This is a genomic window from Streptomyces sp. A2-16 (genome assembly GCF_018128905.1).
Lineage (GTDB): Bacteria > Actinomycetota > Actinomycetes > Streptomycetales > Streptomycetaceae > Streptomyces.
This window is the reverse complement of sequence record NZ_CP063808.1, coordinates 612,348-629,564: the sequence shown is the minus strand read 5'-3', so window position 1 is coordinate 629,564 and position 17,217 is coordinate 612,348. Positions and strand designations below refer to the sequence as shown.

Below are 17,217 nucleotides of genomic sequence, written 5' to 3'. Positions count from 1 at the left end.
CTCAGCTTTATCGGGCGAGGGCGACTTCGGGCCTCGCGGGGGTGCAGGTCCTCGTCTCCGCGATGAGCATCCGAGCCATGGGTCCGGCGCCGATCGCCCCGCTGACCAGGAAGGCAACCGCCATCGACACGATCATGACCACGGACCCGAGCCACACCATCGTGTCCACCGGCAGGGTGTAGGCGCCCACGACCCGCAGCACGCACTCAGCCAGCAGTACGACCCCCCACACCACGGAGAACCGCCGCTCGGCCCGCCGGAAGTCCTCCGACCCGGCGAGCAACCGGCCCCAGGCCGCCTCCCGTTCCGCGATCCCCTTCACCAGCCAGGGCTTCATCCCAGCGGTCATCATCGGCCTCCCCAACGCGACGGAGACGAGGATGCCGATCCCGACCACACTGCTGACCCCGCTGTCCTTGGCGAGCATCAGCCGCGGGTCACCGGCGACGAAGCTGAGCAGCAGCCCCGCGATGTTGACGACGAGGATGAGGGCGGCGAGACCGTTGCCCGTCCGCTCCTTCACCACGCTCCAGCCGGTCCGCACCGCGGGCACGACGCTGCTGAGGCCCAGCGCCATCAGCGTGCTCATCCCGAGCCCGTCCTTGAGCAGGTAGTACGCCCCGATCGGCACAGCCACGTCCACGATCAGGGGAACCAGGTTCGCGCGCTTCGAGTTCGTCTTCGTCGTCATGCCCTCAGCTTCTCGTCCGGCGAGGGTGTGCCAGTAGAAACGATCGTCCGGACCTCGGCATGACAAATGTCAGACGAGCAGGTCCACCAACTCATCCATGTCGGAGAAGAGTCGGGTGGCCTCGGCGAGCTTCGCGGCGGGCGTCATCGCGGTGAACCCGTACACGTCCATTCCCGCCGCATTGGCCGCCTGCACGCCCAGCGGGCTGTCCTCGACCACCACACACCGACCGGGCCGCACTCCCATCCGCTCGGCCGCGTACAGGAACAGATCGGGCGCCGGCTTCCCCCGCCCGACATCCTGCGAACTGAAGACCCGCTCGTCCTCGAACCACCGGTCGAGCCCGGTCGCCCGATGCCCCACCCTGATCCGCTCATGACTCCCGGAGGACGCGACGCAGTACGGCACCCCGTCCGCGGCCAGCTTCTCCAGTACGCCGGTGACGCCGGCCACGGCCTTCAACTCCCGCTCGAACGCGGCGAAGACCCTCGCATGGAAGACATCGTCGAACTCCGCCGGCAACCGCCGTCCGGTCCGCTCCAGGACGAGATCATGGATCCGGTGCATGGCCGAGCCCATGTAGTCCCGGATGGAGTCCTCATAGGAGGTCGGGTGCCCGAGCTCCGTCAGATAGGCGGCGAGGTGCCGATTGGAGATCGGCTCACTGTCGACGAGAACACCGTCATTGTCGAAGATCACTAGGTCGTAGCGCATGCCATCGACCCTAAACGCAGAAAACCCCCGTGCCGAATGGCACGGGGGTTTCCTTAAAAATTGTTCGGCGGTGTCCTACTCTCCCACAGGGTCCCCCCTGCAGTACCATCGGCGCTGAAAGGCTTAGCTTCCGGGTTCGGAATGTAACCGGGCGTTTCCCTCACGCTATGACCACCGAAACACTATGAAGTTAGACCGGAAACACAACACGGTCGTTGCCTCAGAACTAACACAGTGGACGCGAGCAAATATGGACAAGCCCTCGGCCTATTAGTACCGGTCACCTCCACCCATTACTGGGCTTCCAGATCCGGCCTATCAACCCAGTCGTCTACTGGGAGCCTTAACCCCTCAAAGGGGGTGGGAATACTCATCTCGAAGCAGGCTTCCCGCTTAGATGCTTTCAGCGGTTATCCCTCCCGAACGTAGCCAACCAGCCATGCCCTTGGCAGAACAACTGGCACACCAGAGGTTCGTCCGTCCCGGTCCTCTCGTACTAGGGACAGCCCTTCTCAATATTCCTACGCGCGCAGCGGATAGGGACCGAACTGTCTCACGACGTTCTAAACCCAGCTCGCGTACCGCTTTAATGGGCGAACAGCCCAACCCTTGGGACCGACTCCAGCCCCAGGATGCGACGAGCCGACATCGAGGTGCCAAACCATCCCGTCGATATGGACTCTTGGGGAAGATCAGCCTGTTATCCCCGGGGTACCTTTTATCCGTTGAGCGACGGCGCTTCCACAAGCCACCGCCGGATCACTAGTCCCGACTTTCGTCCCTGCTCGACCCGTCGGTCTCACAGTCAAGCTCCCTTGTGCACTTACACTCAACACCTGATTACCAACCAGGCTGAGGGAACCTTTGGGCGCCTCCGTTACTCTTTAGGAGGCAACCGCCCCAGTTAAACTACCCATCAGACACTGTCCCTGATCCGGATCACGGACCCAGGTTAGACATCCAGCACGACCAGACTGGTATTTCAACGACGACTCCACCTGAACTGGCGTCCAAGCTTCACAGTCTCCCAGCTATCCTACACAAGCCGAACCGAACACCAATATCAAACTGTAGTAAAGGTCCCGGGGTCTTTCCGTCCTGCTGCGCGAAACGAGCATCTTTACTCGTAGTGCAATTTCACCGGGCCTATGGTTGAGACAGTCGAGAAGTCGTTACGCCATTCGTGCAGGTCGGAACTTACCCGACAAGGAATTTCGCTACCTTAGGATGGTTATAGTTACCACCGCCGTTTACTGGCGCTTAAGTTCTCAGCTTCGCCACACCGAAATGTGACTAACCGGTCCCCTTAACGTTCCAGCACCGGGCAGGCGTCAGTCCGTATACATCGCCTTACGGCTTCGCACGGACCTGTGTTTTTAGTAAACAGTCGCTTCTCGCTGGTCTCTGCGGCCACCCCCAGCTCATGAAGTAAATTCAATCACCGGTGATGGCCCCCCTTCTCCCGAAGTTACGGGGGCATTTTGCCGAGTTCCTTAACCATAGTTCACCCGAACGCCTCGGTATTCTCTACCTGACCACCTGAGTCGGTTTAGGGTACGGGCCGCCATGAAACTCGCTAGAGGCTTTTCTCGACAGCATAGGATCATCCACTTCACCACAATCGGCTCGGCATCAGGTCTCAGCCACAAGTGCGACGGATTTGCCTATCGCACGGCCTACACCCTTACCCCGGGACAACCACCGCCCGGGCTGGACTACCTTCCTGCGTCACCCCATCACTCACCTACTGCAAGTCTGGTTCGTCGGCTCCACCACTCCCCTTTGCCCGAAGGCTCCGGGGCGGCTTCACGGACTTAGCATCGCCTGGTTCGATGTTTGACGCTTCACAGCGGGTACCGGAATATCAACCGGTTATCCATCGACTACGCCTGTCGGCCTCGCCTTAGGTCCCGACTTACCCTGGGCAGATCAGCTTGACCCAGGAACCCTTAGTCAATCGGCGCACACGTTTCCCACGTGTGTATCGCTACTCATGCCTGCATTCTCACTCGTGAACCGTCCACCACTAGCTTCCGCTGCAGCTTCACCCGGCACACGACGCTCCCCTACCCATCACAGCCGCCGTTGGGCGTATTGCTGCAATGACACGACTTCGGCGGTACGCTTGAGCCCCGCTACATTGTCGGCGCGGAATCACTAGACCAGTGAGCTATTACGCACTCTTTCAAGGGTGGCTGCTTCTAAGCCAACCTCCTGGTTGTCTCTGCGACTCCACATCCTTTCCCACTTAGCGTACGCTTAGGGGCCTTAGTCGATGCTCTGGGCTGTTTCCCTCTCGACCATGGAGCTTATCCCCCACAGTCTCACTGCCGCGCTCTCACTTACCGGCATTCGGAGTTTGGCTAAGGTCAGTAACCCGGTAGGGCCCATCGCCTATCCAGTGCTCTACCTCCGGCAAGAAACACACGACGCTGCACCTAAATGCATTTCGGGGAGAACCAGCTATCACGGAGTTTGATTGGCCTTTCACCCCTAACCACAGGTCATCCCCCAGGTTTTCAACCCTGGTGGGTTCGGTCCTCCACGAAGTCTTACCTCCGCTTCAACCTGCCCATGGCTAGATCACTCCGCTTCGGGTCTTGAGCGTGCTACTCAAACGCCCTATTAGGACTCGCTTTCGCTACGGCTACCCCACCCGGGTTAACCTCGCAACACACCGCAAACTCGCAGGCTCATTCTTCAAAAGGCACGCAGTCACGAGAATGAAAGCAAGCTTTCATTCCGACGCTCCCACGGCTTGTAGGCACACGGTTTCAGGTACTATTTCACTCCGCTCCCGCGGTACTTTTCACCATTCCCTCACGGTACTATCCGCTATCGGTCACCAGGGAATATTTAGGCTTAGCGGGTGGTCCCGCCAGATTCACACGGGATTTCTCGGGCCCCGTGCTACTTGGGTGTCTCTCAAACGAGCCGCTGATGTTTCGACTACGGGGGTCTTACCCTCTACGCCGGACCTTTCGCATGTCCTTCGCCTACATCAACGGTTTCTGACTCGTCTCACAGCCGGCAGACTGTGAAAGAGAGATCCCACAACCCCGCATGCGCAACCCCTGCCGGGTCTCACACGCATACGGTTTGGCCTCATCCGGTTTCGCTCGCCACTACTCCCGGAATCACGGTTGTTTTCTCTTCCTGCGGGTACTGAGATGTTTCACTTCCCCGCGTTCCCTCCACATACCCTATGTGTTCAGGTATGGGTGACAGCCCATGACGACTGCCGGGTTTCCCCATTCGGAAACCCCCGGATCAAAGCCTGGTTGACGACTCCCCGGGGACTATCGTGGCCTCCCACGTCCTTCATCGGTTCCTGGTGCCAAGGCATCCACCGTGCGCCCTTAAAAACTTGGCCACAGATGCTCGCGTCCACTGTGCAGTTCTCAAACAACGACCAGCCACCCATCACCCCGGAGCAACACTCCGAGTTCACTGGGGCCGGCATCGAGGGGGTTCATTCCCTCAGACACCCAACAGCGTGCCCGACCAGATCCCGTCCGGAGATCATGCTTTCCACGCTCTTGCGAGCAGTACTTGCAGCCTCCGACCCGTGAAACCGGCCGAATAATCAACGTTCCACCCATGAGCAACCACCGCAGAACGTTTGCCTGCGTAATGGCCCTGGACCACCAAGCACGCTTGGCGGCCTAGATGCTCCTTAGAAAGGAGGTGATCCAGCCGCACCTTCCGGTACGGCTACCTTGTTACGACTTCGTCCCAATCGCCAGTCCCACCTTCGACAGCTCCCTCCCACAAGGGGTTGGGCCACCGGCTTCGGGTGTTACCGACTTTCGTGACGTGACGGGCGGTGTGTACAAGGCCCGGGAACGTATTCACCGCAGCAATGCTGATCTGCGATTACTAGCAACTCCGACTTCATGGGGTCGAGTTGCAGACCCCAATCCGAACTGAGACAGGCTTTTTGAGATTCGCTCCACCTCACGGTATCGCAGCTCATTGTACCTGCCATTGTAGCACGTGTGCAGCCCAAGACATAAGGGGCATGATGACTTGACGTCGTCCCCACCTTCCTCCGAGTTGACCCCGGCGGTCTCCTGTGAGTCCCCATCACCCCGAAGGGCATGCTGGCAACACAGAACAAGGGTTGCGCTCGTTGCGGGACTTAACCCAACATCTCACGACACGAGCTGACGACAGCCATGCACCACCTGTACACCGACCACAAGGGGGGCACTATCTCTAATGCTTTCCGGTGTATGTCAAGCCTTGGTAAGGTTCTTCGCGTTGCGTCGAATTAAGCCACATGCTCCGCTGCTTGTGCGGGCCCCCGTCAATTCCTTTGAGTTTTAGCCTTGCGGCCGTACTCCCCAGGCGGGGAACTTAATGCGTTAGCTGCGGCACCGACGACGTGGAATGTCGCCAACACCTAGTTCCCACCGTTTACGGCGTGGACTACCAGGGTATCTAATCCTGTTCGCTCCCCACGCTTTCGCTCCTCAGCGTCAGTAATGGCCCAGAGATCCGCCTTCGCCACCGGTGTTCCTCCTGATATCTGCGCATTTCACCGCTACACCAGGAATTCCGATCTCCCCTACCACACTCTAGCTAGCCCGTATCGAATGCAGACCCGGGGTTAAGCCCCGGGCTTTCACACCCGACGTGACAAGCCGCCTACGAGCTCTTTACGCCCAATAATTCCGGACAACGCTTGCGCCCTACGTATTACCGCGGCTGCTGGCACGTAGTTAGCCGGCGCTTCTTCTGCAGGTACCGTCACTTTCGCTTCTTCCCTGCTGAAAGAGGTTTACAACCCGAAGGCCGTCATCCCTCACGCGGCGTCGCTGCATCAGGCTTTCGCCCATTGTGCAATATTCCCCACTGCTGCCTCCCGTAGGAGTCTGGGCCGTGTCTCAGTCCCAGTGTGGCCGGTCGCCCTCTCAGGCCGGCTACCCGTCGTCGCCTTGGTGAGCCATTACCTCACCAACAAGCTGATAGGCCGCGGGCTCATCCTTCACCGCCGGAGCTTTCAACCACCACAGATGCCTGCGGTAGTGGTATCCGGTATTAGACCCCGTTTCCAGGGCTTGTCCCAGAGTGAAGGGCAGATTGCCCACGTGTTACTCACCCGTTCGCCACTAATCCCCACCGAAGTGGTTCATCGTTCGACTTGCATGTGTTAAGCACGCCGCCAGCGTTCGTCCTGAGCCAGGATCAAACTCTCCGTGAATGTTTACCCGTAATCGGGTGCACACACACGAGAGCGGAACAACCACCGGAATAAGGCGGTCGTTCACAGCGTCCTCGCTGTGTTTTCTTCAAAGGAACCTCGCCCTCTCGAAACCGAGAGAGACGGGGTATCAACATATCTGGCGTTGATTTTTGGCACGCTGTTGAGTTCTCAAGGAACGGACGCTTCCTTTGTACTCACCCTCTCGGGCTTTCCTCCGGGCTTTTCCCTTCGGTCTTGCGTTTCCGACTCTATCAGACCGTTTCCGGTTCCGATTTCCTCGGTGCTTTCCAGGTTCCCGCTCTCGCGTTTCCCTTTCCGGCGGTTCCGACTCTATCAGATCCTTTCGGGCCTGATTCCCAGTCAGAGGGGCTTGCCTTCCCGGCTGTTGGGCCGTTCCGACGAGTGAGACTTTAGCGGATTCCCGGCTCCCGAGCTAATCGGGGGCCGCCGTCCTTTCGAACGTGGATTCCTCATTTCGCGAATACACACGCCAATACAGGGACGGCAGACAGAACGACTGTCGTCGTGTGTTGGTTGGTACTGCGGAATGGCTGTCCGGGGACCGACCGGAGTCGGCGCTCACGTCGGACAACTCGGAGAACACTACGTACCGGGCTGGGGAGTGTCAACTCAGGTTCGGGCGGGCCCCTGGAGGCGTAGGCTGGCACGTATGACAACGCGTACGTGCACCCAGCAGTGGTGGGCCGCCTGACGGCGGCCGTAAGCACGTATGCACTCAACGGCCGCCGCCTCGGCGGCCGTTCGCGTATCTCCCTCCAGGACTCCTGAGGGTCGGCCGGCCGGGGACGGCGGTCTCGACCAGGAGGTAAAGAGATGACGCGGGTCTTCAGCGGGGTCAAGCCGACAGGGCATCTGACGCTGGGGAACTACCTGGGAGCCCTGCGGCAGTGGGCCGCGGTCGACCAGCACCAGGCCGAGTCGCTGTTCTGCATCGTCGACCTGCACGCCCTGACCGTCGACCACGATCCGGCGCGGGTCCGCCGGCTCAGTCGGCAGGCGGCGACGCTGTTGCTCGCGTCGGGGCTGGATCCCGAGTTGTGCACCGTATTCGTACAGAGTCATGTGGACGAACACGCGCGGCTGTCGTACGTGCTGGAGTGCGTGGCCACGGACGGCGAGATGCGGCGCATGATCCAGTACCGGGAGAAGGCCGCTCGGGAGCGGACGCGGGGCGGGAGTGTGCGGCTGTCGCTGCTCACGTATCCCGTGCTGATGGCCGCAGACATCCTCGCCTACGGCGCCGACGAGGTGCCGGTCGGCGACGACCAGGCGCAGCACGTGGAGTTGACCCGGGATCTGGCGGTGCGGTTCAACCAGCGGTACGGCTACACGTTCGTGGTGCCCCGGGCCACCGTGCCGAAGGTGGGCGCGCGGGTCATGAACCTCCAGGAGCCGACCTCGAAGATGGGGAAGTCCGACGACTCCGGGCCGGGCATCGTCTATCTGCTCGACGAGCCGGACGTGGTGCGGAAGAAGGTCATGCGGGCCGTGACCGACAGCGGGCGGGAGGTCGTGTACGACCGGGAGGCGCGGCCGGGGCTGGCGAACCTGCTGGAGATCCTGGCGTCCTGCACGGGTGGGAACCCATCGGAGCTGAGCGGTGTATATGAGTCGTACGGCGCCTTGAAGAAGGACACCGCCGAGGCCGTGGTCGAGGTCTTGAGGCCCGTGCAGGAGAGGCACAAGGAGTTGTGCGCGGATCCTGGCTATGTGGAGGGGGTGCTGCGGGATGGCGCGGAGAGGGCGCGGGGAATGGCGCGGCCGACCGTGGATGCCGCCTATCGCGCGATCGGGCTGCTGCCGGCTGCTTCCGATACGGCGGCCACGAATACCGGCGTGATCGGCAGTGGTGCCGTGCTGGGCGCCGCCCGGTAGGCGCGGAGGCTGGTGGCGAGGCGCGATGCGCTGCGATGTACCGGCGGCGCCTCGCTGCCCCGCTGCCCCGCTGCCGAAGCCTGTACGGCGGCCTGAGCGGCGCGGGGCCGGCCGTCGCCGGCCCGAGGGTCAGTCCTTCTTGCCCGAGGCCAGTGCGCGGCTGCGGTCGCGGGCGGCTTCGAGAGCGGCGATGAGGGCGGCTCGTACGCCGTGGTTCTCGAGTTCGCGGATGGCGTTGATGGTCGTGCCCGCGGGGGACGTGACGTTCTCGCGGAGCTTCACCGGGTGTTCGCCGCTGTCGCGGAGCATCGTGGCGGCGCCGATCGCGGACTGGACGATCAGGTCGTGGGCCTTGTCGCGGGGCAGGCCGAGCAGGATGCCCGCGTCCGTCATGGCTTCGACCAGGTAGAAGAAGTACGCCGGTCCGGAGCCGGAGAGGGCGGTGCAGGCGTCCTGCTGGGACTCGGGGACGCGGAGTGTCTTGCCGACGGCGCCGAAGATCTCCTCGGTGTGGGCGAGGTGGTCGGCGGTGGCGTGGGTGCCGGCGGAGATGACGGACATGGCCTCGTCGACCAGGGCGGGCGTGTTGGTCATGACGCGCACGACAGGAGTGCCGGTGGCGAGGCGCTCCTCGAAGAAGGAGGTGGGGATACCGGCGGCGCCGCTGATGACGAGGCGGTCTGCGGGGACGTGCGGGGCGAGTTCGTCGAGGAGGGCGCCCATGTCCTGCGGTTTGACCGTGAGGATCAGGGTGTCGGCGGTCTTGGCGGCTTCCGGGTTGGTGACCGGGGTGACTCCGTAGCGGGTGCGGAGTTCCTCGGCTCGCTCGGGGCGGCGGGCGGTGACCAGGAGGTCGGCCGGGGCCCAGCCGGCGCGGATCATTCCGCTGAGCAGGGCTTCGCCGATCTTGCCGGTGCCGAGGACTGCGACTTTCTGACTCATGCGGTTCAGTCTGGCACCGGGTCGGGGCGTACCGGGTGGGTGTCCGGTGGGCGGGACATGCGGGACATGGAGATGGATGGCGGTGGTGGCTGCTCTTGGGAGGTCCTATGCGGTCCTGCGCCTCAGCGTGGCCGCTCCCAGTCCCAGGACCAGCAGTGCGCAGCCGGCCACGATCAGCGCGTCGCGTACGAAGGTCGCGGTCATGTCCGTGTGCCTGAGGACTTCGTTCATGCCGTCGACGGCGTAGGACATGGGGAGGACGTCGGAGATGGCCTCCAGGACGGGGTGCATGTTGTCGCGGGGGGTGAAGAGGCCGCAGAGGAGGAGTTGGGGGAAGATCACGGCCGGCATGAACTGGACGGCCTGGAATTCGGAGGCGGCGAAGGCCGAGACGAACAGGCCGAGGGCGGTGCCGAGCAGGGCGTCGAGCAGGGCGACCAGCAGCAGGAGCCAGGGGCTGCCGATGACATCGAGGCCGAGGAACCAGACGGCGAGGCCGGTGGCGAGGGCGGACTGGATGATCGCGAGGGTGCCGAAGGCGAGGGCGTAGCCGGCGATGAGGTCGCCTTTGCCGAGGGGCATGGCGAGGAGGCGTTCGAGGGTGCCGGAGGTGCGTTCGCGCAGGGTGGCGATGGAGGTGACCAGGAACATCGTGGTCAGCGGGAAGATCCCGAGGAGGGAGGCGCCGATGCCGTCGAAGGTGCGCGGGCTGCCGTCGAAGACGTAACGCAGCAGGAGCAGCAGCACGCACGGGACCAGGAGCATCAGCGCGATGGTGCGCGGGTCGTGGCGGAGCTGGCGCAGGACCCGGGCCGCGGTGGCGGTGGTGCGGGAGAGGCTGAGGGCACTGGTGGGAGCGGGCGTGAGACCCGGCGTGAGCGTGGTGGTCGTGGTCATCGCGTGTGCTCCTTGCTGCGGCTTGCCTCGACGGCCTGGTCGACCAGGTGGAGGAAGGCTTCCTCGACCGTGTCGCAGTGGGTGCGGGTGCGGAGGGTCTCGGGGGTGTCGTCGGCGAGGATCTCGCCCTCGCGCATGAGGAGGAGGCGGTGGCAGCGCTCGGCCTCGTCCATGACGTGGGAGGAGATGAGGAGGGTGGCGCCGCGGCGGGCGGCGATGTCGTGGAAGAGGTTCCAGAGGTCGCGGCGCAGGACGGGGTCGAGGCCGACGGTGGGTTCGTCGAGGACGAGGAGTTCGGGGGTGCCGAGGAGGGCGACGGCCAGGGAGACGCGGCTGCGCTGGCCGCCGGAGAGGTTGCCGGCGAGGGAGTCGGCGTGGGTGGTGAGGTCGACGTCGTCGATGGCGCGGGTGACGTCGGAGCGGCGGCGGTCGGCGGCGGCGCGGCCGGGGGCGAGGATCGCGGCGAAGTACTCGAGGTTCTGGCGGACGGTCAGGTCGTCGTAGACGGAGGGGGCTTGGGTGACGTAGCCGATGCGGGTGCGCAGGGTGGGGTGGCCGGCCGGGCGGCCGAGGACGTCGAGGGTGCCGGTGACCTTGGCCTGGGTGCCGACGATCGAGCGCATCAGGGTGGATTTGCCGCAGCCCGAGGGTCCGAGGAGGCCGGTGATCTGGCCGCGTGGGACGTCGAAGGCGAGGCCGCGCAGGACGGTGCGGGGGCCTCGGACGACGGTGAGGTCGCGGGCGTGGACGGCCTTGTCGGGGGCGCCGGGGTCTTCGGTGTCGGGTGGACCGGACACTTTATTCATCATGCGATGAATAATGCTCTCGCCCGGGTTGCCAGTCAAGCGCGGTGCACGGGACGGCGCAGGCGCGCGGTGGCGTGATCGGAAGCGGGTGATCCGGTTGCGCGCCTCCGAATTGCCCAGCGGCCGACGAGAAGCCGCTGACTGATCAACTGCCTTAACCGACAATGGATTTCAGTGCCGCACACTCCCCCGGTGCGGCACGCCCACGCATCTCCCGCTCGGTTCGCAACCGGAGGTGCTCCACTCATGCGCTGTCGCGTAGGCAAGGCCGATCTGTTCGCTTCTCTCGTCGTGTTTCTCGTGGCGCTGCCCCTGTGCGTGGGCATCGCCGTCGCCTCCGGTGTGCCCGCCGAGCTGGGACTCGTCACCGGCATCGTCGGCGGGCTGGTCGCCGGCCTGCTGCCCGGCAGCAGCCTTCAGGTGAGCGGGCCGGCCGCCGGGCTGACCGTGCTGGTCCACGAGGCTGTGCGGCACTACGGCGTCGAGGCGCTCGGAGTGCTGGTGCTCGGGGCCGGTCTGCTGCAGTTGGGGCTCGGGGCGCTGCGCCTCGGGCGGTGGTTCCGGGCCGTGTCCATGGCGGTCGTCCAGGGGATGCTCGCCGGGATCGGGCTCGTGCTGGTGGCCACGCAGGTGTACGCGCTGGGTGACGCGGCGGCGCCGGCGAGCGGGCTCGGGAAGCTCGGCGGGCTGGTGGCACTGCCCGGGCGGGCGGATCCGGTGGCGTTGTCAGTGGGGGCTGCCACTCTTGCCGTACTGCTGCTGTGGCCTCGATGGCGGCGGGGAGCTCGGCTGGTGCCCGCGCCGTTGGTGGCGGTGGCGCTGGCCTCGGTGGTGACCGGGGTGTTCGGCCTGGAGGTGCGGCGGGTCGAGGTGCAGGGGCTGGTGGATGCCGTACGGCTGCCGCAGGCGGCGGACTTCGGGCGGCTGACGGAAGTGGGGGTGATCGGGACTGTCGTGGCCTTCGCGCTGATCGCGTCGGCGGAGTCGCTGTTCAGCGCGGCGGCGGTGGACCGGCTGCATGCGGGTCGGCGTACGGACTACGACCGGGAGCTGATGGCGCAGGGGGCGGGAAACGCGGTGTGCGGGGTGCTGGGGGCCCTGCCCATGACGGCCGTGATCGTGCGCAGTGCCGCCAACGTCCAGGCGGGTGCGCGGACCAAGGCCTCGCGGGTGCTGCACGGGGTGTGGCTGCTGGTCTTCACCGTGGTGCTGCCCGGCATGCTCGGGCTGATCCCGGTGGCGGCGCTGGCCGCGCTGCTGGTGCACGCCGGGTGCAGGCTCGTGCCCGTGCGGGAGGTGCGCAAGCTGTGGCGGGGGCATCGGGGCGAGGTAGTGGTCCTCGGGGTGACGGCGGTGGCGATCGTCGTCGGGAACCTCTTCGAGGGCGTGCTGGTGGGGCTGGCACTGGCCGTGGCCAAGACGGCGTGGGACATCAGCCATGTGCATGTGGAGATCGAGGACCGGGGGGAGGCGGGGATCGTCGTACGGGTGCTGGGGCATGCCACGTTCCTGCGGCTGCCGAAGCTGCTGGACGAGTTGGAGGTGCTGCCGCGGGACCGGAAGGTGCGGCTGGAGCTGGGCGGGCTCCGGCATGTGGACCACGCGTGCGCGACGGCCCTTGAGGGGTGGGCCGTCGCGCGAGGTCAGGCGTTGACGGCGACGAGCAGTTCGACGTCGTAGGTCTCCTCGACGTTTCCGTCCGGGAAGAGCTCCAGCAGGATCCGCCGCTCCTCGGTGAGGAAGAGACCCGCGTGATCCTCACCCGCCACCAGGAACATCGAGTGGCTGCCGATGTTGGCGAGGTGGGTGTCGACGGACACGCGGCGGCTCCAGCGGACCACCCGGTGGGCGAAGTCCAGGCGCCCGCTGGGGTCGGCCAGAGTGGCCCGGGCTCCGTTGCCGTTCACCTCGACGGCCGGGTGGGCGCCGTAGTCCATGAAGTGCTCGGCGATCCGGCCGACCTGGCCGGAGATCCACGGGATGTCGAGGGCGTAGGTGTTCCACCACAGGGCGAGTGCGCCGCCCGGGCGCAGCGCGCGGCAGGCTTCCGGGACCGCGCGGGCGGTGTCGGTCCAGTGCCAGGACTGGGCGTAGGTCAGGAAGTCGACGGAGCCCGTGAGGAGGGGGAGGTCGTTGCCGTCGCCCCGGACGACCGGGAGGTCGGGGTGGGCGCGGCGGAACTGCGCGGCCATCCCGTCCCCGGGTTCCACGGCGACGACCTCCGCGCCCCGGGCATGCAGCAACGCGGTCGCGATCCCGGTGCCGGCCCCGACGTCGGCGACCCGGGCACCGGTGAGGCTCCGCCCGGCGAGCTCCTCGATCGCGTCGAAGAGGGCGGGCGGGTAGGAGGGGCGGTTGGCGGCGTACTGGGCCGCGGCGGCGTTGAAGGAGTGGGCCCGGGAGGTGTGGGAGGAAGCGGTCATGAGGCCATGGTGGCCGGGGTGGGTGTCAGGAGGCGGTGAGTTTTTGGTGAGAGGTGGGCATCGAGGGGCGCGAGGGGGCTGCCCCGGGGGGGTGCTCAGCGTTGGCGCTTCTTCTTGGATGGGTTTCCGGTCCGGCGGGCGCCCCGCTTCTCGTGTCGGCGCAGCGCCTCCTCGTACTCCTGTCGGTGCAGCTTCTCGCCCGGGGCCTCTGTGAGGGAGCGGAAGAAGTACGCGAGGAGGGATCCGACGAACCCGATGGCCAGGAGGCCGCGGAGGGAGGCCTGGCGGTCCGGGTCGGGGCGCTTGCCGAAGCCGTCCCAGGTGTTGCGGAAGGCCAGCGCGCTGCAGATCGCGAACATCGCGATGACCAGGACGGTCACGAAGCTGCCGGTGTCGGCGATCTGGAGACCTTCGTAGGCGAAGCGGAGGATCAGGCAGGAGGCGACGGCGGCGACGAGCGAGCCGGTGGCCGCGCCGGCGCGGCGGAGGGCGTAGCCCGTGCCGTGGTCCACCCAGGTCGTGCCGAAGAAGCGGATCGGTTCGGGGCGGGGGCCGCCGCCCTCGGGGGAGCCCGCGGGGATGTCCTGGGTGCCGGATTCGTCGCTCACGGGACGATTATGGCTCCGGGGCGGGGGCGGGCTCCCTTCGGGGATCAGGAGCAGCGGTCGGCTATGTAACCGTCGCTGCCGGTGTTCACGTACGCGTCGGAGATGTACTGACCGTTGGCGATGTTGTCCCAGATGTTCGAGGTGCCGTACGGGCCGACCACCGACGTCCCCGGCGTCTGGCAAAAGATCGCCACCTGCGTGCCCTCGGGCAGGACACGAATGATCGTGTACGACGTGCCGGGCCCGCTGCGGACGTTCACCCGGTAGCCGGGAGCCACCGGGTAGTACCGCAGTGTCGCGGCCTCGGCCGTGGCGGCGCCCACCATGAGGAGTGCGCCGGTGAGGCCCGCGAGCATGACGGATCGGCGTTTCAGGGATGGCACTGCTGGATCCCTTCGGGTGGGTGAGAAGGTCAGCCGCAGCGCGAGGCGACGTAGCCGTCGCTGCCGGTGAGGACGTAGGCGTCCGAGACGAACTCGCCGTTGGCGATGTTGTCCCAGATGTTCGAGGTGCCGTACGGGCCGACCACCGACGTCCCCGGCGTCTGGCAAAAGATCGCCACCTGCGCGCCCTCGGGCAGGACACGGACGATGCCGTACTGCGTGCCGGGGCCGCGGCGGACATTGAGGCGGTAGCCCGGTGCGACCGAGTAGTAGTGCACTCCCGCGGTCGCGGCAGCCGCCGTCGTGACGGCCTTGCTCTCGCCGCTCTCGACTTCTTCGATGCGGTCAACAGACATGAAAATCCTCCCCCGTTGGTCCCCATGACTGCCATGGGGACCCGTTGATTCCCCTGAATCACGCCATGAAACACATGTACGCAACTCGCACGCGGAGACTAGCAAGCCGCCTCTGTCCCGTTCGCTTCATCGACTAGGCTCCGTGCGTCGCGCGCGCGGACGATCAGCACGGGGGTGGTTCCATGGCGCCACAGGGCAACACCGGAGCGGGCGCGGAAGCGGAACTTCCCGAGTACGCCGGTCACTACCGGCTGGAGTCATGCCTCGGGTCCGGCGGTATGGGCGTCGTGCATGTCGCGCGCAGTGCTTCGGGGATGAAGCTCGCGGTGAAGGTCGTGCACACCGAGTTCGCCAAGGACCCTGAGTTCAGGGGGCGTTTTCGGCAGGAGGTGGCCGCGGCCCGGAAGGTGAGCGGGGCGTTCACCGCGTCCGTCGTCGATGCCGATCCCGATGCCGAACGGCCCTGGATGGCCACGCTGTTCATCCCCGGCCCGACACTCTCCGACGAGGTGAAGCGGAACGGCCCCATGCCTCCTGCCCAGTTGCGTCGGCTGATGGCCGGGCTCGCCGAGGCGCTGCGGGACATCCACCGGGTGGGGGTGGTGCACCGCGACCTCAAGCCGAGCAACGTGCTGCTCGCCGAGGACGGGCCGAAGGTCATCGACTTCGGCATTTCTCGGCCAAAGGACAGTGAACTGCGGACCGAGACGGGGAAGTTGATCGGGACGCCGCCGTTCATGGCGCCGGAGCAGTTCCGGCGGCCGAGGGAAGTGGGCCCCGCCGCCGACATCTTCGCGCTCGGATCGGTGATGGTGCACGCGGCCACCGGCCGTGGGCCGTTCGACTCCGACAGTCCCTACGTCGTCGCCTATCAGGTCGTGCACGACGAGCCGGACCTGACGGGCGTACCGGAGAATCTCGCCCCGCTCATCGTGCGCTGTCTCGCGAAGGAGCCCGAGGACCGGCCCACCCCGGACGAGTTGATGCGGGAGCTGCGTTCGGTCGCGGCCTCGTACGACACGCAGGCGTTCATACCGGCGCAGCGCACGGGTGACATACCGGTGCCCGAGCGGCAGGTCGAGGAGCCGGTACGACGGCCCGGGCGGCGCCTGCGCCTGCGCCGAAATGTCGTGCTCGCCGCCGGCGTGCTCGTCCTCGTCGCGAGCGGAGTGTTCGCCTCGATCCAACTGCTCGGGGACGAACAGCCCGCACCGACGGACACCAGCACGCCGGGAGCGGGGGCGTCCGCGTTCCGCGCGTGGGACGCGAAGCCCGTGGCCGGGGGCAAGGGCACGCCCCGGTGCTCGTACGGGGCCGGCAAGCTCTTCTGCGCCCGGGCGGGGCTGGTCTACGCCCTCGATCCGACCGACGGCACGCTGCTGTGGCGGCACTCGGCCGACACGAACCGCTGGAGCGTTCCGCCCGCTCTGTCCGGTGGCCTCGTGCTGCCGTTGGCCGAGTACGGCAACCGTCTGGAGGCGCTCGATCCCGCTACGGGCCGAACGCGCTGGCAGCGGAAGGTGCCGACGTACAACGGTCTGTGGACCGCCGGGGGCATGGTCCTGGTCGCTGGTACGGACGGGACGGTGGCCGGTGTGAACAGCACGTCCGGTGACACCGAGTGGAGCCGGAGGATTCCCGGCCACGCCACGCCGTCGGTCTCCACGTTTCCCGGGGACCCGCTGCTGTACGTGACGAGCACGTCCGTCGACGAGTCGACCACCCGGGTCACCGCCGTGGACGCGGCCACGGGCGATGTGCGGTGGGACGAACGCCTCGAGGGCGCTCTGACGCCGATCGGCTCCGAGGACGGATCCGTCTTCTTCCTCTCCGTCGACCAGGTCTTCGACTACGCCAGGGCTGTCGTCCGCTACACCCCGGCCTCCGGAGCGACCCGAACGGTGAAGTTGGCCGTGCCTCGCCAGGGTGCCCAGGCCACTGTGCGCGGCGGTGTCGTCTATGTGCTGGCCACGGTCGGGGCCATGGAGGCCATCGACGTCGACACGGGTCGGCGACTGTGGCATCTGGAGACGTCCGTGAGCCGGGGATCCGTCCCGGTCGCCGATGGCAGCCACGTCTTTCTCACTGCCTCCGACGGGCGGCTGCTCGCCGTGGACGCGCGCAAGGGGACACTCACCGGGCAGACACCGGTGCGGCTCGGCGCCGACGCGAGCGATGTGATCGCCACGCTGCCCGAACCCGTCCTCGCCCACCACCGCGTCTACGCCACCGCCCCCGACGGCACCGTGTTCGCCATGGACGCCCGCGAGCCCTCCGCCTGGTGATCGGGGC

General features: G+C 65.9%; 12 protein-coding genes and 3 rRNA genes. 3 read left to right on the top strand and 12 right to left on the bottom strand.

Features of this window, described 5'->3' with window-relative positions; genetic code table 11:
- Positions 1-7: 7 nt before the first annotated feature.
- The 5 genes from IOD14_RS02980 to IOD14_RS02960 form a co-directional block, all read right to left on the bottom strand.
- Positions 8-691 (bottom strand): VC0807 family protein, encoded by a 684-nt coding sequence (locus IOD14_RS02980; protein ID WP_212669590.1) that lies wholly within the window; start codon positions 689-691, stop codon positions 8-10.
- Between the two features lie 69 nt (positions 692-760).
- A complete protein-coding gene (locus tag IOD14_RS02975; RefSeq protein ID WP_123990900.1) occupies positions 761-1,405 on the bottom strand; it encodes an HAD family hydrolase in 645 nt (214 codons plus the stop codon).
- 62 nt (positions 1,406-1,467) lie between these two features.
- Positions 1,468-1,584 (bottom strand): 5S ribosomal RNA (gene rrf, locus IOD14_RS02970).
- 71 nt (positions 1,585-1,655) lie between these two features.
- Positions 1,656-4,778, bottom strand: a 23S ribosomal RNA gene (locus IOD14_RS02965).
- Between the two features lie 307 nt (positions 4,779-5,085).
- A 16S ribosomal RNA gene (locus tag IOD14_RS02960) occupies positions 5,086-6,611 on the bottom strand.
- Together the 16S, 23S and 5S rRNA genes form the textbook arrangement of a ribosomal RNA operon.
- Positions 6,612-7,448: 837 nt before the next feature.
- Between IOD14_RS02960 and trpS the strand changes: the two genes are divergently transcribed.
- The gene (trpS, locus tag IOD14_RS02955) at positions 7,449-8,510 is read left to right on the top strand and encodes a tryptophan--tRNA ligase (RefSeq protein WP_212669589.1); all 1,062 of its coding nucleotides are present in this window, start codon (positions 7,449-7,451) and stop codon (positions 8,508-8,510) included.
- A gap of 129 nt (positions 8,511-8,639) precedes the next feature.
- Here the strand turns inward: trpS and proC are convergent, their stop codons facing one another.
- The 3 genes from proC to IOD14_RS02940 all read right to left on the bottom strand — a co-directional run bounded on the left by proC (position 8,640) and on the right by IOD14_RS02940 (position 11,158).
- A complete protein-coding gene (gene proC, locus IOD14_RS02950; RefSeq protein WP_212669588.1) occupies positions 8,640-9,452 on the bottom strand; it encodes a pyrroline-5-carboxylate reductase in 813 nt (270 codons plus the stop codon).
- A gap of 105 nt (positions 9,453-9,557) precedes the next feature.
- A complete protein-coding gene (locus tag IOD14_RS02945; RefSeq protein ID WP_212669587.1) occupies positions 9,558-10,349 on the bottom strand; it encodes an ABC transporter permease in 792 nt (263 codons plus the stop codon).
- Positions 10,346-11,158: an ABC transporter ATP-binding protein gene (locus tag IOD14_RS02940; RefSeq protein WP_212669586.1), complete on the bottom strand. Its 813-nt coding sequence runs from the start codon at positions 11,156-11,158 to the stop codon at positions 10,346-10,348. Before IOD14_RS02940 ends, IOD14_RS02945 begins: the two co-directional genes overlap by 4 nt.
- 243 nt (positions 11,159-11,401) lie before the next feature.
- Here IOD14_RS02940 and IOD14_RS02935 point away from each other — a divergent pair, with 243 nt between their 5' ends.
- A complete protein-coding gene (locus tag IOD14_RS02935) occupies positions 11,402-12,835 on the top strand; it encodes a SulP family inorganic anion transporter (RefSeq protein ID WP_212669585.1) in 1,434 nt (477 codons plus the stop codon).
- Here the strand turns inward: IOD14_RS02935 and IOD14_RS02930 are convergent.
- The 4 genes from IOD14_RS02930 to IOD14_RS02915 all read right to left on the bottom strand — a co-directional run bounded on the left by IOD14_RS02930 (position 12,799) and on the right by IOD14_RS02915 (position 14,925).
- On the bottom strand, positions 12,799-13,578 hold the full coding sequence (locus IOD14_RS02930; RefSeq protein WP_212669584.1) for a class I SAM-dependent methyltransferase: 780 nt from the start codon (positions 13,576-13,578) through the stop codon (positions 12,799-12,801). The genes IOD14_RS02935 and IOD14_RS02930 overlap by 37 nt on opposite strands.
- Positions 13,579-13,673: 95 nt before the next feature.
- A complete protein-coding gene (locus IOD14_RS02925; RefSeq protein ID WP_212669583.1) occupies positions 13,674-14,186 on the bottom strand; it encodes an EamA/RhaT family transporter in 513 nt (170 codons plus the stop codon).
- A gap of 44 nt (positions 14,187-14,230) precedes the next feature.
- On the bottom strand, positions 14,231-14,542 hold the full coding sequence (locus IOD14_RS02920) for an SH3 domain-containing protein (protein ID WP_212673187.1): 312 nt from the start codon (positions 14,540-14,542) through the stop codon (positions 14,231-14,233).
- Positions 14,543-14,598: 56 nt separating this feature from the next.
- Positions 14,599-14,925, bottom strand: coding sequence for an SH3 domain-containing protein (locus IOD14_RS02915; RefSeq protein WP_212669582.1), 327 nt, complete (start codon positions 14,923-14,925; stop codon positions 14,599-14,601).
- Positions 14,926-15,107: 182 nt separating this feature from the next.
- Here IOD14_RS02915 and IOD14_RS02910 point away from each other — a divergent pair, with 182 nt between their 5' ends.
- The gene (locus IOD14_RS02910) at positions 15,108-17,210 is read left to right on the top strand and encodes a serine/threonine-protein kinase (protein WP_212669581.1); all 2,103 of its coding nucleotides are present in this window, start codon (positions 15,108-15,110) and stop codon (positions 17,208-17,210) included.
- Positions 17,211-17,217 lie beyond the last annotated feature (7 nt).

Bases quoted from the DNA above. Each gene is read 5' to 3' on its own strand.
- IOD14_RS02930 (WP_212669584.1), bottom strand. From the start codon at position 13,578: ATGACCGCTTCCTCCCACACCTCCCGGGCCCACTCCTTCAACGCCGCC.
- IOD14_RS02915 (WP_212669582.1), bottom strand. From the start codon at position 14,925: ATGTCTGTTGACCGCATCGAAGAAGTCGAGAGCGGCGAGAGCAAGGCC.
- IOD14_RS02910 (WP_212669581.1), top strand. From the start codon at position 15,108: ATGGCGCCACAGGGCAACACCGGAGCGGGCGCGGAAGCGGAACTTCCC.
- IOD14_RS02935 (WP_212669585.1), top strand. From the start codon at position 11,402: ATGCGCTGTCGCGTAGGCAAGGCCGATCTGTTCGCTTCTCTCGTCGTG.
- IOD14_RS02940 (WP_212669586.1), bottom strand. From the start codon at position 11,158: ATGATGAATAAAGTGTCCGGTCCACCCGACACCGAAGACCCCGGCGCC.
- IOD14_RS02945 (WP_212669587.1), bottom strand. From the start codon at position 10,349: ATGACCACGACCACCACGCTCACGCCGGGTCTCACGCCCGCTCCCACC.
- trpS (WP_212669589.1), top strand. From the start codon at position 7,449: ATGACGCGGGTCTTCAGCGGGGTCAAGCCGACAGGGCATCTGACGCTG.
- IOD14_RS02980 (WP_212669590.1), bottom strand. From the start codon at position 691: ATGACGACGAAGACGAACTCGAAGCGCGCGAACCTGGTTCCCCTGATC.
- IOD14_RS02975 (WP_123990900.1), bottom strand. From the start codon at position 1,405: ATGCGCTACGACCTAGTGATCTTCGACAATGACGGTGTTCTCGTCGAC.
- IOD14_RS02920 (WP_212673187.1), bottom strand. From the start codon at position 14,542: ATGCTCGCGGGCCTCACCGGCGCACTCCTCATGGTGGGCGCCGCCACG.
- proC (WP_212669588.1), bottom strand. From the start codon at position 9,452: ATGAGTCAGAAAGTCGCAGTCCTCGGCACCGGCAAGATCGGCGAAGCC.